The 13,693-nt window shown below is 73.5% G+C and carries 13 protein-coding genes; 10 read left to right on the top strand and 3 right to left on the bottom strand.

Going from position 1 to position 13,693, the window contains the following annotated elements; genetic code table 11:
* Positions 1-23: 23 nt before the first annotated feature.
* Positions 24-1,013 (bottom strand): helix-turn-helix transcriptional regulator, encoded by a 990-nt coding sequence (locus OHA86_RS04765; RefSeq protein ID WP_329172765.1) that lies wholly within the window; start codon positions 1,011-1,013, stop codon positions 24-26.
* Positions 1,014-1,168: 155 nt separating this feature from the next.
* Between OHA86_RS04765 and OHA86_RS04770 the strand changes: the two genes are divergently transcribed.
* A complete protein-coding gene (locus OHA86_RS04770; RefSeq protein WP_329172766.1) occupies positions 1,169-1,591 on the top strand; it encodes a VOC family protein in 423 nt (140 codons plus the stop codon).
* Between the two features lie 97 nt (positions 1,592-1,688).
* Here OHA86_RS04770 and ggt read toward each other — a convergent pair whose 3' ends face one another.
* Complete coding sequence (gene ggt, locus OHA86_RS04775) at positions 1,689-3,539, bottom strand: gamma-glutamyltransferase (protein WP_443071635.1); 1,851 nt, start codon at positions 3,537-3,539, stop codon at positions 1,689-1,691.
* A 546-nt stretch (positions 3,540-4,085) separates the two neighbouring features.
* Here ggt and OHA86_RS04780 point away from each other — a divergent pair.
* The 4 genes from OHA86_RS04780 to OHA86_RS04795 all read left to right on the top strand — a co-directional run bounded on the left by OHA86_RS04780 (position 4,086) and on the right by OHA86_RS04795 (position 6,880).
* Positions 4,086-4,289 (top strand): cold-shock protein, encoded by a 204-nt coding sequence (locus OHA86_RS04780; RefSeq protein ID WP_033176054.1) that lies wholly within the window; start codon positions 4,086-4,088, stop codon positions 4,287-4,289.
* 247 nt (positions 4,290-4,536) lie between these two features.
* Positions 4,537-6,069, top strand: coding sequence for a DEAD/DEAH box helicase (locus OHA86_RS04785; protein ID WP_329172771.1), 1,533 nt, complete (start codon positions 4,537-4,539; stop codon positions 6,067-6,069).
* Between the two features lie 67 nt (positions 6,070-6,136).
* Positions 6,137-6,451, top strand: a complete 315-nt coding sequence (locus tag OHA86_RS04790) for an SCO5918 family protein (protein WP_329172772.1) — start codon at positions 6,137-6,139, stop codon at positions 6,449-6,451.
* 225 nt (positions 6,452-6,676) lie between these two features.
* Complete coding sequence (locus OHA86_RS04795; protein WP_329172775.1) at positions 6,677-6,880, top strand: cold-shock protein; 204 nt, start codon at positions 6,677-6,679, stop codon at positions 6,878-6,880.
* Between the two features lie 72 nt (positions 6,881-6,952).
* Here OHA86_RS04795 and OHA86_RS04800 read toward each other — a convergent pair whose 3' ends face one another.
* Positions 6,953-7,867: a LysR family transcriptional regulator gene (locus OHA86_RS04800; protein ID WP_329172777.1), complete on the bottom strand. Its 915-nt coding sequence runs from the start codon at positions 7,865-7,867 to the stop codon at positions 6,953-6,955.
* Between the two features lie 191 nt (positions 7,868-8,058).
* Here OHA86_RS04800 and OHA86_RS36000 point away from each other — a divergent pair, with 191 nt between their 5' ends.
* The 5 genes from OHA86_RS36000 to OHA86_RS04820 all read left to right on the top strand — a co-directional run bounded on the left by OHA86_RS36000 (position 8,059) and on the right by OHA86_RS04820 (position 13,673).
* The gene (locus tag OHA86_RS36000; RefSeq protein ID WP_443054023.1) at positions 8,059-8,130 is read left to right on the top strand and encodes a putative leader peptide; all 72 of its coding nucleotides are present in this window, start codon (positions 8,059-8,061) and stop codon (positions 8,128-8,130) included.
* A gap of 385 nt (positions 8,131-8,515) precedes the next feature.
* Complete coding sequence (locus tag OHA86_RS04805; protein WP_329182223.1) at positions 8,516-9,715, top strand: SfnB family sulfur acquisition oxidoreductase; 1,200 nt, start codon at positions 8,516-8,518, stop codon at positions 9,713-9,715.
* Between the two features lie 129 nt (positions 9,716-9,844).
* Positions 9,845-11,005: an LLM class flavin-dependent oxidoreductase gene (locus OHA86_RS04810; protein ID WP_329172778.1), complete on the top strand. Its 1,161-nt coding sequence runs from the start codon at positions 9,845-9,847 to the stop codon at positions 11,003-11,005.
* Between the two features lie 299 nt (positions 11,006-11,304).
* On the top strand, positions 11,305-12,651 hold the full coding sequence (locus OHA86_RS04815) for a GAF domain-containing SpoIIE family protein phosphatase (RefSeq protein WP_329172780.1): 1,347 nt from the start codon (positions 11,305-11,307) through the stop codon (positions 12,649-12,651).
* Between the two features lie 581 nt (positions 12,652-13,232).
* A complete protein-coding gene (locus OHA86_RS04820; protein WP_329172782.1) occupies positions 13,233-13,673 on the top strand; it encodes a cupredoxin domain-containing protein in 441 nt (146 codons plus the stop codon).
* Positions 13,674-13,693 lie beyond the last annotated feature (20 nt).

The raw sequence follows: 13,693 nt of genomic DNA on the forward strand, positions 1-13,693 counted from the left end.
GAGGTGTGTGCTCACCGCGCCGCTCAGGTTTCCGGCCCCGCGGCGCGAGCGGCGGCCCGGGCGTAGCGGGCGGCGAGGCCGGCGAAGGCGGCGGCCAGCTGGGGCGGGCCGATGACGTCGATGTCGGCGTCGAAACGGCCGATGGCGGCGGCGAGTCCGGTCCACGACCAGGAGCCGAGGGTGAGCCGGCAGCGCCGCGGGCCGATCTCCTCGACGATTCCGTCCTCGGCGAAGGGCGCCACGTCGGCGGCCGGGAGGTGGAGGACGACGTCGCCTCGGCAGGGCCAGTCGGCGGCGGTGCCGACGTTGCCGCGGAATCGGCTGGTGACGAAGGCGGAGACGCTGCCGCCGGGGACCTCGCGCGGGGCGAAGCGCGGACCGGTGGGCGTACGGGGCCGGACGCGGTCGACGCGGAAAGTACGCCAGTCCTCGCGGTGGAGGTCCCAGGCCACGAGATACCAGCCATGACGCCAGGTGACCAGGTGGTGGGGCTGTACGCGGCGGGGGCCGCCGGCCGGGCCGCTTGAGCCCGGGGCGTAGTCGAAGCGCAGTTCCTCGCGGGCGTGGATGACACGGCTCAGCTCCACCAGGACCTCGGCGTCGACCACGGCGGCGCCGCCGGCCGCGGGCGCTGGGACGGCGGTGGTCCGCAGCAGGTCGATGCGGTGGCGCAGGCGCGGCGGCATGACCTGGCGCAGCGTGGCCAGGGCGCGGGAGGCGTCGTCGGCAAGGGTGGCGCCGCCGGCCGCGGTCCCCAGCGCGACGGCCAGGGCGACGGCCTGGTTGTCGTCGAACAGCAGGGGCGGCAGGCGCGTGCCGGCCTCCAGCCGGTAGCCGCCGGCCGGTCCCTTGGCGGTGGTGATCGGGTAGCCGAGTTCGCGCAGCCGGTCGATGTCCCGGCGCACGGTGCGCGAGCTGATGCCGAGCCGCTCGGCGAGACCCCTGCCCGACCAGTCGCGGTGCGTTTGCAGCAGCGAGAGCAGCGCGAGCAGCCGGGAGGACGTTTTCTGCATGGCACCATTCTCCGCGCAGTACAGGACACACCCTGTCCGCTACCTCGATCACTGTGGCGTACAAGCCGTCCGGGAGTCATCGCTCCTGGTCCCGGCACCCGCCGCCCGACATGGGACGACCGGCGGCGTACACGTCATCGAGGCAGGGAGCAGCCATGTCCGTCACGACCACCACTCATCTGAACTTCCGGGGCAGCGCGCGTGAGGCGCTGGACTTCTACCGGTCCGTCTTCGGCGGGCGGACCGTCGCGGTCACCTACAAGGACGCGGGCGCCGTGCAGGACGAGGCCGAGGCGGACTGGGTGATGTGGGGCGAGGTGGCCGGCGACGACGGCTTCCACGTCATGGCCTACGATGTGCCCTCGCGGCTGCCCTGGAGCCGGGGCGAGAACCCGTTCTTCGTCTCCGTGCGGGGCGGCGACGCCGAGGAGATCGGCGCCCTGTGGGGCAGGCTCGCCGAGGGCGCGGTCATCGTGCGTCCGCTGGAGCCCGCGCAGTGGGCGCCGCTGTACGGCATGCTCACCGACCGCTTCGGCGTCACCTGGGTCCTGGACGTCGCCGCTCCCTACAACGGCTGAGCCGCTGCTGGCCGCCGCCCGGACAGCGGGCGGCGGCTACGGCCGCGGGCGTGGCCCGCGGCCGTAGCCGCCGCAGAGGTCGTGGCGGGGCAGGTCCCTACCCGGCCGGGACCACCACCATCGCCGACCCGCCGCCGCGCCGTACCGGCTCCGCCGCGGCCAGCCAGCGGCCGTCCGCGAGGCGCTGGACGCCGGTGGCCGCGCCGATCTCCGGGTTCTGGACGAAGTGGTGGCCGATGCCCTCCAGGTCGGCCTTCAGCGGACTGTTCCACAGGGCGGGTTCGAGTTCGGTGTTCGCCGCGTTGCGCTGGCTGGCGCGGGGCGCGGCGATCGCGTCGACCAGGGGCAGGCCGCGGTCGACGTGCTCGGTGAGGACCTGGAGCACCGTGGTGATGATGGTCGCGCCGCCGGGCGAGCCGATCGCGAAGTCCGGGCGGCCGTTCTTGAGCACGATGGTCGGGGAGATCGACGAGCGCGGGCGCTTGCCGGGTCCCGGCAGGTTCGGGTCGGGCACGGCCGGGTTGGCGGGGACGAAGGAGAAGTCGGTCAGCTCGTTGTTGAGCAGGAAGCCGCGGCCCGGCACGGCGATCGCGCTGCCGCCGGTCTGCTCGATCGTCAGGGTGTAGGCGACGACGTTGCCCCACTTGTCGGCCACGGTCAGGTGCGTGGTGTTCTCACCCTCGTACGTGGTCGGCGCGGCCGTTCCGGTGCCGCCGCACGCGGCGGGGTGGGCCGGGTCGCCCGGGGCGAGCGGGCTGGTCAGCACCGCGTCGTCCTTGATCAGGCAGGCCCGCGAGTCGGCGAACCGCTGCGAGGTCAGCCCGGCGGTCGGCACCTGTTCGAACGCGGGGTCGCCGACCCAGCGGCCCCGGTCGGCGAACGCGATCCGGCTCGCCTCGATGTAGTGGTGCAGATACTGCACCTGCGAGGCGTTCTTGAGGTCGGTGTGCTGGAGGATGTTCAGCGCCTCGGCCACCGACGTACCGCCGGACGAGGACGGCGCGGGCCCGTACACGTCCAGGCCGCGGTAGTCCGTGTGGGTCGGCGCCTGCTTCTTGGCGGTGTACGCCGCCAGGTCCGCGGCGGTCAGGTCGCCGGTGCGCACCACGCGGGTGGCGGCGGGGTCCACCGGGGGCTTGCGCACGGTACTGACGATGTCCGCGCCGATGTCGCCGTGGTAGATGGCGTTGATCCCCTTGCGGCCCAATTCCTTGTACGTGGTCGCCAGTTGGGGGTTGCGCAGGGTGGAGCCGACCGCCGGGGGCTGCCCGCCGGGCAGGAAGAGCGCGGCGGTGGCCGGGAAGTCCTTGAACCGGGCCTGGTTGTCCGCGGTCTGCGAGTTGAAGGTCGCGTCCACGGTGAAGCCGTCGGTGGCGATCTTCTCGGCGGGCTTGAGGACGTCGCCCAGCGAGCGGCTGCCCCAGGAGTCCAGGGCGGTCTGCCAGGTGGCGGCGGTGCCGGGCACTCCGACGCTGCGTCCGCTGGTGACCGCGTCGGCGAAGGCCAGCGGCTGGCCGTTCTCGACGAAGAGCTGGTCGGTGGCGCTGCGCGGTGCGGTCTCGCGGCCGTCGATGGTGAAGACCTTGTGCTGCTTGGCGCTGTAGTAGACGAAGTAGCCGCCCCCGCCGATGCCCGAGGAGTACGGCTCGGTGACGCCGAGCGCGGCGGCGGTGGCCACGGCGGCGTCCACCGCGTTCCCGCCGTGCCGCAGCACCTCCACACCGGCCGCGGTGGCGTCGGTGTCCACGCTGGCGACGGCCCCGCCGTACCCGACGGCGAGCGGGGCCTTGGCAGGCGGCGAGCCCGGATGGGGGTGCGCCGGCGCGGCGGCGGTGAGGGCGCCGACCACCGCCGTGACGGCGAGCGCGGACACCGCCCCCACGGCCCGGCGCCGTACATCGTGCCTGGTTGAATGCGCGTCGGGGTACCTGCGACGATTGCGTCCCATTTACGGAGCCTCCACTCAACGACCGTCCCGGCAGCCTAACTTCACCTCAGCCGCCACGTCAGGAGCACGCCGAAGTGTCCTGTAGGTTCCGAGTTATTCTGTCGCCGCGGCAAGAGATATTCGACTTCCCGATTGCGTGGCGCCGTACGATCGCGATCTCTCCCGGTCACCGCACGTACCGCCGCCGGGCGCAGCGGCAGGCGCCGCTTGGCCAGGACCGGGGCGCAGCGCCGCGTTCCGACCACAGCGGACCTGGGCGGATGCGTAAATCTGATGCCGCAGGCACAGAAATTCCCGCAGGCCGCGCGGAGCCTTTTACGTCCTTGCCGGCACAGCAATCAAAAGGGTCGGACATAATCGCCGCCGCGTGCTATGGTTCGTATCAGTTGCAGTTGTGGTTCCCAAAGACTTCAAGTGCCCTCGCCGCCACGAGCGGCGGGAGCGCTTTTGTATTTCCGGTTGTTTTTCCGGATGGGGTAATCATCACGGCGACGCGGGGTCCGCACAGTGCGGGCTCCGGGTACTGCCCCTGAAGGAGAATGTAATATGGCATCTGGCACCGTGAAGTGGTTCAATGCGGAAAAGGGTTTCGGCTTCATCGAGCAGGACGGTGGCGGCGCTGACGTCTTCGCCCACTACTCGAACATCGCCGCCTCCGGCTTCCGCGAGCTGCAGGAGGGCCAGAAGGTGAACTTCGACGTCACCCAGGGCCAGAAGGGCCCGCAGGCGGAGAACATCGTTCCCGCCTGACGCTGACGCGCACAGCAGGCCGGGGCCCGCACCTTGGGGTGCGGGCCCCGGCCTGCCGCATTACCCGAATGATTCCCGGGTCCGCGGCGACAGCCGCGCATCCCGCCGGGCACCCTGCCCCCGTACCTCCCGGGCAGGCCGCCGCCCGCTTCGTAGCATTCCCTTTCATCGGTTCGTTCTTGTGTTCCCAGTCGCGGCTTGCGCCGCCCGGGATTCCTCGACGTACCGCATCGAGGAAAGGTTCTCCATGAACCGCACGTACCGCACGACCGATCGCTCTTCCCGCAGCCGCTCCGCCGGCTCCACCGGCTCCGGCCGCGGCGGCTACCGCGGTCAGGCCCCGTCCCGTTCCGGCGGGCCGTCCCGCTCCGGCGGCTACGGAGGCCGCCGCCCCGCGGCGGCGCAGGGGGAGTTCGCCCTGCCCGTCACCCTCACCCCGGCCCTGCCCCCGGTGGAGACCTTCGCCGAGCTGGACCTGCCGCCCGTACTGCTGACGGCCCTGGGCCGGCAGGGGATGGCCGTGCCGTTCCCGATCCAGGCCGCCACGCTCCCCAACTCGCTGGCGGGACGCGACGTGCTGGGCCGCGGCCGTACCGGCTCCGGCAAGACGCTGGCGTTCGGCCTGGCGCTGCTGGCCCGTACCGCGGGGCGGCGCGCCGAGCCCGGTCAGCCGCTGGCCCTGGTGCTGGTCCCGACCCGGGAGCTGGCCCAGCAGGTCACCGACGCCCTCACCCCGTACGCCCGCGACCTGCGGCTGCGGCTGGCCACCGTCGTCGGCGGCATGTCCATCGGCCGTCAGGTCAGTGTCCTGCGGGCGGGCGCCGAGGTCGTCGTGGCGACTCCCGGCCGGCTCAAGGACCTCATCGACCGCGGTACGTGCCGGCTGGACCAGGTCGACATCACCGTGCTGGACGAAGCCGACCAGATGGCCGACATGGGATTCATGCCGCAGGTCACCGCCCTGCTGGACCAGGTGCGCCCGGGCGGCCAGCGGATGCTGTTCTCCGCCACCCTGGACCGCAACATCGACCTGCTGGTGCGCCGCTACCTGACCGACCCGGTCGTGCACTCGGTCGACCCCTCCGCGGGCGCGGTCACCACGATGGAACACCACGTCCTGCACGTGCAGAACACCGACAAGCAGGCCACGACCACCGAGATCGCGGCCCGCGACGGCCGGGTCCTGATGTTCCTGGACACCAAGCACGCCGTGGACAAGCTCACCACGCACCTGCTGCGCAGCGGTGTGCGCGCGGCGGCACTGCACGGCGGCAAGTCGCAGCCGCAGCGCACCCGCACGCTGGCGCAGTTCAAGAGCGGTCACGTGACCGTGCTGGTCGCCACCAACGTGGCCGCCCGCGGTATCCACGTCGACGACCTCGACCTGGTCGTGAACGTCGACCCGCCGAGCGACCACAAGGACTACCTGCACCGCGGCGGACGTACCGCCCGGGCCGGCGAGTCCGGCCGCGTCGTCACCCTGGTCCTGCCCAGCCAGCGCCGCGAGATGACCCGGCTGATGGCCACCGCGGGCATCACCCCGCAGAGCACGCAGACCCACTCGGGGGACGCCGAGCTGACCCGTGTCACGGGCGCGCGGACCCCCTCCGGTGTACCCGTCACCATCACGGAACCGGTCGCGGACCGCACCAAGCGCAGCTCGTCGTCGTCCTCGCGCGGGCGGCGCAGCCGCCCCGCGCAGGCCCGGCGCTCCACCCGGCCCACCGCGGCGCCGGCGGGAACCTCGCAGCGCCGTTCCGCCCTCAGTCCGGCAGCATGAAGCCCGCAGGACCGTCCCCCTCCGGCCGCACCGGCTCCCGCCCCGTCCCCCTCATCTGCGAGGACCCATGCGCTGCATCATCGCCCGTTTCGCCTTCGACCTGACCAAGAGTGACGTGCAGGCGTCGATGAAGGGCATCAAACCCGAGCCGATCACGGGCGAGTCCGTGATCATCAGCCGTCGCCACTACCCGGTCAAGCAGGTCGGGGAGGTCATCACCCGGCAGGACCGCCGCGACTTCAGCGCCGCCGAGGTGACCCGCGCCCTCCACAACCTCGGCTTCACCTGCCGGAGCGCCGCCCCTGACGCTCCCCCCGCCGCCCTCGGTCCGCTCCGGACAGCATCCTCGCTGCTGGGCCTCGGGCACCTGCCCGGCCACTGACCGGGCGGGTTTCCGCGGACCCGGGCGCCCACCCGGCCGTCTCACCTAGCCGTCGGGCCGCCGATCGTCTCGGCGGCCCGGCCCCTACCCGAGCGGGATTACCAGATCTCATCCTCGTCGACATTGTGAAAGTGCACCCATACCACGATTCAGGCACTCGCGCGGTACCAGAGCCTGCCCTCGCGACACCGCTCTCGTGCGCGGCAGTGCACGGGAAGGCATGACATGGCTATGGGAACCGTCAAATGGTTCAACGCGGCCCGGGGGTTCGGCTTCATCGAGCAATCCGGCGATGGCGCCGACGTATTCGCGCACTTCTCCCATCTCGTCGACCCAGGACTTCCCGGACTGGTCGAGGGCCAGCGGGTGACGTTCGACGTCACGCAGAACCCGAAGGGTCTGTACGCCGAGAACATCGCGTGCGCCTGACCACCCCACATCGCCGGGCTTGATCACGCAGGCCCCGCCGTACGCCGGTCGGAGCAGCGGGGCGGGCGCTCCTTACGCCTGCCGCGCCGGCCGATGGGCGGCGGCGCGCTCCACGAAGAGCTGGTGGAGATCGTGTGCCGCGCGCGGCACCGAGCCGGACAGCCGGCGCTGCGCCACCATCAGCACCTCGGTCGCGTCGTCGGCCACCGGCCGGCAGACGAGCGCGCCGCTGCGCTCCAGCGGGTCGCCGATCACGCTGAAGTCCGGCAGGACCGTGGCACCCAGCCCCTCGGCCACCATCAGCTTGCCCATCTCGGCGCCGTCGGTGGAGTACGAGAAGGACGGTGTCCGGCCGGCCAGCAGCCGGTGCACGTAGCGGTGCATGACATAGCCGGCCCGCATCACGACCAGCGGTTCGGTCAGCAGGTCGTCCACGCCGATCGTACGCAGCACGGCCAGCGGGCTGTCCGGGCGGACGCAGACCACGGGCCGGCCGCGCAGCAATTCGGTGGTGTGGAGTTCCGGCGGCAGGTCGTCGCCCTGGAGGTAGTTGACCAGCCCGAGGTCGAACCGGCCCTCCAGCAGCGCCCGGTGGATGTCGGCCTGCTGCGCCGCGACCACCTCGACCTGGGTGGACGGGTGCGCGGCCCGAAAGGCGCGGATCGCCGGCACGAGCAGCGGCACGGTGGCCGCGTTGACCGTGCCCAGCCGGACCGTACGGCTGGTCCTGTGCTGGTGGTCGGCGGCCTGCCGGAGCTTGTCCACCGCGTCGAGGACCCCGATGATGTGCGGCAGCAGCTCGCGCCCGCCGTCGCTGATCTTCGCGCCGGAGCGGCGGCGGTCCAGCAGGTCCACGCCGAGTTCGCGCTCAAGATTGCGCACGGTCTCGCTCAACGCGGGCTGGGAGAGGTGCAGTTCGTCCGCCGCTCGGCGCAGTGAGCCGAGCCGGGTCACCGCTTCGATGTATTCGAGCTGCTCGATCCGCATCGCAGCGTCACCGCCCTGGCACCGTGCGCCGTCGTCGCGCTGTCGGGTGAGAGGGAAACCCTATCAACCGGTCGCCAACGCCGTATCGACCGGCGCCCGCGCGGACGCCTAGTCTGGCGGTCGGACGGAGACCCGCATCGACGGCATGCCGGGGTCCGGCCCGTGACGGCAGGAGTGAGGAAGCGATCGGTATGCGCGGCATCCTCACCAAGCGGCGCCATATCGACCTCGCGCGCGTCGCCAGCGCCTGCTGTTGCCGCTGAGCACCGCTCCCGCCCGCTGCGGCGGACCCCGCCGCTCACCGCCGCGTCCTGCCGCGCGCTGAAACCGCGGTCGGCCCGCACGGCTTCCCCTCGCCCGGGACGCCGTCCGCCCGGCAGGACCCGCAGGACCGGATCGCGCGCCGCCGCCGTGCCGGCACCGCACACGTACCGGCCCCTCGGCCGCGCCCCGTGACCGGTGCTGTCCGCGAGGGGCGCCCGGCACCTCGTCCAGGGCTGGTTCATGCCGGACCGGCGCCGCGCGGCCGGAGACGACGGCCCCGTGGCGGCCGGTCCCGCCGCCGCGCCAGGCCGCCACCCCACCCCTCGACCGCCCTCGACTCCCAGGAGGCCTTCCGTGACCGCTCCGTCCCGACCCCCGACCGCTATGGCGTCCCGCAGGGCGGAGGTGATCGCCGACGACGCGGAAGCGCTCGCCGTCGCCGCCGCGCTCGCCGCCGAATTCCGGGTCGGCGCCGCCCGCCGGGACGCCGAACGCGAGCTGCCGCGGGCCGAGCTGGACCGGCTCACCGCCGCCGGGCTGCTCGCGGTCACGGTCCCGGCGGCGCACGGCGGGGCGGACGTCAGCCTGGTCACGCTCGCCGAGGTCTTCCGGCTGCTGGCCACCGCGGACGGCAGCCTGGCGCAGATCCCGCAGAGCCACTTCGCCTACGTCAATGTGCTGCGCGCCCAGGGCACACCCGCCCAGCAGGACTTCTTCTTCCGGGAGCTGCTGGCCGGCAAGCGGTTCGGCAATGCGCAGTCCGAGGCCGGCACCAGGCACGTCCAGGACATCCGCACCCGGCTGGAGCCCGGCGCCGACGGGACCGGATACGTACTGACCGGGGTCAAGCACTACGCCACCGGCGCGCTGTTCGCCGACTGGATCCCGGTGCTGGCCAGGGCCGGGGACGAGGGCGCGCTGCACGTCGCCTATGTGCCCGCCGACGCGCCGGGCGTGACCGTGGTGGACGACTGGGAGGGCATGGGCCAGCGCACCACCGCCAGCGGGACCGTACGGCTGGAGGACGTCGCGGTGCCCGCGGACCGGGTGGTGCCGCACCACCTGACCTTCACCGGGCCGCAGCTGCACGGGGCGGTGGCCCAGTTGCTGCACGCGGCGATCGACGCCGGGATCGCCGGGGGCGCGCTGGCCGAGGCGGTGGACTTCGTCCGCACCAAGAGCCGCCCGTGGTTCGAGAGCGGATTCGACACCGCGGCCGAGGACCCGCTGCTGATCCAGCGGGTCGGCGAACTCGCCCTCCAGGTCAAGGCCGCGGACGCGCTGCTGGCCGCGGCGGCCCGCGCGGTGGACGCCGCCCGCGCCGAGCTGACCGACGACAGCGCCGCCGAGGCGTCCATCGCGGTGGCGGCGGCCAAGGCGTTCGCGGCGACCGCGGCGGTGGAGGTCGCGGGCGCCCTGTTCGAACTGGCGGGCACCCGCTCGGCCGCCGACTCGTTGAACCTCAACCGCTACTGGCGCGACGCCCGCACCCACACGCTGCACGACCCGGCGCGGTGGAAGGTGCAGCACATCGGCCGCTATGTGCTGTCCGGCACCCGCCCGCCGCGGCACGGCCTGCTGTAGACCCGCGGCCTCCGCGCAGGCCACGCCCGCTGTACGCCCGCGGCCTCACTCGGCCCGCGGGCCACAGTGGCGGGCGCCCGCCCCCACCAGCCGCACACCGAAGCCGCTGACCCCGAACGGAGATCTCTCGTGACCCTGACCTTCCACTGGTTCCTGCCCACCTACGGTGACAGCCGCCGGGTTGTCGGCGGCGGCCACGGCACCCCGGCCGGCGCGGCGGGCGGCGACCGGCCCGCGACGATCGGCTACCTCACCCAGATCGCCCGCGCCGCCGAGGACCTGGGCTTCGTCGGCGCGCTCACCCCGACCGGGGCGTGGTGCGAGGACGCCTGGCTGACCACCGCCATGCTCGCCCAGACCACCGAGCGGCTGAAATTCCTGGTCGCCTTCCGCCCCGGCTCGGTCTCCCCCACCCTCGGCGCGCAGATGGCCGCGACCTTCCAGCGGCATTCCGGCGGCCGGCTGCTGCTCAACGTGGTCACCGGCGGCGAGAGCCACGAGCAGCGCGCGTACGGCGACTTCCTCGACAAGGACGCGCGCTACGCCCGCACCGCCGAGTTCCTGCACATCGTGCGGGGGCTGTGGGCCGGCGAGACGGTCGATCTGGCCGGCGAGCACCTGCGGGTGGAGGGCGCCCGGCTCAGCCGGCTGCCCGACCCGGTGCCCGAGGTGTACTTCGGCGGTTCCTCGCCGGCCGCGGGCACGGTCGCGGCCCGCTACAGCGATGTGTACCTCACCTGGGGCGAGCCGCCGGCCGCCGTCGCGGAGAAGATCGGCTGGATCCGGGCGCTGGCCGACAAGGAGGGCCGCCGGGTCAGGTTCGGCATCCGGCTGCACGTCATCCCGCGCGACACCGCCGGGCAGGCGTGGGCCGAGGCCGAACGGCTGCTGGCCGGCTTCGCCCCCGAGACCATCGCCGCCGTCCAGGCGGGCCTGGCCCGCAGCGAGTCCGAGGGCCAGCGGCGGATGCTGGCACTGCACGGCGGCAGCACCGCCGACCTGGAGATCTCGCCGAACCTGTGGGCCGGTATCGGCCTGGTACGCGGCGGCGCGGGCACCGCGCTGGTCGGCAGCCACACCGAGGTCGCCGACCGTATCGCCGAATACCACGCGCTGGGCATCGACGAATTCGTCCTGTCGGGACACCCCCACCTGGAAGAGGCGTACTGGTTCGGCGAGGGCGTACTCCCCCTGCTCCAGGCCCGCGGACTGTGGACCCACCCGCTCGACGCGACCCCCGGCGCCCGCGACACCGCCACCGCCGAGACCCCCTTCGCCGGCCGGAACTGACGCCGACGCTCCGGCAGGCGGCGGGACCCGCGGTCACCCCGCCGGCCTGTTCCCGCCGGGCCCGCCCCGGCGCCCGCCGCGCGCGCGTCCCTTCCGCCGTCCGCGGACGGCACCGAACTCCGAGGCCACCGGCCTGCCGGCACCGGGCGGCACGCCTCGGCGGCCGGGTCCTCATACTGGGTGGTGCACAGGTGTTCGGGTGGCCGCGGCGAGGAGCTGACAGCGGCCGGGGCGCGTGGTTGGCTGGCGTGCGCGGATCGCATGTCACCGGATGAGACGGGCAGGGCGTGGCGGGAGCGGTGGAGTATCCCGGGGGCGTGCGGGCGGACGGTTTGCCCGCGGTGCTCTCGGACCGGGACAGGTTGGCGGCGCTGGAGGCCAGCGGGCAGGTGGGCAGCGCCCCTGAGGCGGTGTTCGACGACCTCGCGCGGCTGGCGTCGTCGGTGACCGGGTGCGGTATCTCGGCGGTGACCTTCGTCGGCGAGACCCGTACGTTCTGGAAGTCGGTGCCGCACCTGCCGTACGGGGACGCGGAGTCCTGGCAGAACGCGGTGGGCGACAGCTTCTGCTACTTCCCGGTCGGGATGAACGGCCCCTTCATCGTCGAGGACGCGGAGAAGGACCCGCGTACGGCGGGGCATCCGGCGATCGGGCCGTGGGGAGTGGGCGCGTGGGCGGGCTTCCCGATCGTGTCCGCCGACGGGCAGGCCATCGGCAGCATGTGTGTGATCGACGCGAACCCGAGGGTGTGGACGGCGGGCGAGCTGGAGACGCTGGCGATCCTGGCGCGCGCGGTGTCCAGCGAGGTCAACCTGCGGGTGTCGCTGAGCAGTACGCGCAACGCCCTGACCCGCGCCCAGGACGCGCTGGAGACCGTGCAGGAGGCGCTGGACACCTCCAAGGAGCTGGCCCGCAGCCTGCAGGACAGCCTGCTGCCCCCGCTGCTGCGTCCGGTGCCGGGCCTGGACGCCGCCGCCCGCTACCTGGAGGCCAGCGGCGACGTCAGCGTGGTCGGCGACTTCTACGACCTGTTCCAGGCCCGCGGGCCGTGGTGGACCGCGGTGATCGGCGATGTGTGCGGCAAGGGCACGGAGGCGGCGAAGGTGACCGCGCTGGCCCGCTACACCCTGCGCGCGGACGCCGGCGAGCACCTGTCGCCCGCGGCGGTCCTGGACCGGCTCAATGCCGCGATGCTCGCGCAGCGCGCCCCGCGCTACCTCACCGCCGTCCAGGCCACCTTCCGCACCACCCCCGCAGGACTGGCCGGACGGCTGTGCCTGGCCGGGCATCCCCCGGCGCTGATACGCCGCGCCGACGGCCGGGTCCAGCAGGTCGGCACCCCCGGCTCCCTGCTCGGCGTGTTCGCCCCGGTACGCCTGGCCGACGTCCGCTTCCGCCTGACTCCCGGCGACCTGCTGCTCCTCTACACCGACGGCGCCTGCGAAGCCCGCCCCGACCCGGACAGTCCCAGGCCCCACCGGCCGATGTTCGACGAGGCGGCCCTCGCCCGTACTCTGGCCGACACGCGCGGCCTGGACGCGGCCGGCACCACCGGGCACATCGCCGCGACCCTGGCCGCCCACCACGACGGCTGGGCCAGCGACGACACCGCCCTGCTCGCCCTGCGCGTACCGCCGCGCACCTGAGGGCGCCGCACCCACCGGCGGCGGCAGCGGTGCTTCGGGCCGCGCGCCCACCGCCACACGAGGGCGCCCCGCTCCGGTGTGCGGCCGTACGCGGTGGGCACCTCCCGCACGGCGTCGACGCGCTCCTTCCACCGCGGGTGCGGGCACGCCGCCTTCGCCGAACCAGTCCAGCCACGCGGGCGGCAGCGAACGGATGTCGCCCGCCCTGCCCCGGCCGGAAGCTCCCCGCGTGTCCCGACCAATCCGTATGGCGAGTGGTCACGAAGTCGTGGTGTGCCGCCTGCTGACCGATGCGGGTACTAGGAGAGAGGGGGCGTGATGGCGACGGATCGCATCGACACCCGGTTGCGTGAACAGCTCGCGGAGCAGCCGCGGGATCCGGACAGCGACGCCGTGCGGATCGCCCGTTGACCGCGCGGAAAGCCGCAGCCCCCGGGTTGGCCCGCCCCTTGTCCTCGGGCGGGCCGACCCGTCCGGGCCCGCCCACCGCGCCGGCTCCCCGTCCTGCGGGCGTACGCGCGGTACCGCGGTCCCGGGCGAGCCGCCGTACCGGCCGTACCGTTCCCGAATCGAGGCACGACATGACCGCATTCCGCACCCCCGCCCGAGGCCGCAGGGCCGCCGCCCTCGCCGTCGCCGCCGCGCTGCTCTCCCTCGTCGGCTGCTCGTCCTCGTCCGGCTCCGACGGATCCTCCGGCGCCGCGACCCCGCCCGGCATGTCCTCGATGGCGTCCGGGCCCGCCGCGTCCGGGTCCTCGGCGCCTGCCGGGGCGACGCGGATCACCATCACGGACTTCATGTTCAGCCCGGCCACACTGACCGTCCGCCCCGGCGCCAAGGTCACCGTGGTCAACCAGGACTCGACCGTCCACACCGTGACGGCCACCGGGGACAAGCAGTTCGACACCGGCAGCGTCGCGCCGGGCAGGACGACGACGTTCACGGCGCCGACCACGCCGGGAACGTACGGCTACATCTGCACGATCCACCAGTTCATGACGGGCACCCTCACCGTCAGCTGACTCCCGGCGAAGGAACCCCA

The organism is Streptomyces sp. NBC_01477, assembly GCF_036227245.1.
Taxonomy (GTDB): domain Bacteria; phylum Actinomycetota; class Actinomycetes; order Streptomycetales; family Streptomycetaceae; genus Actinacidiphila.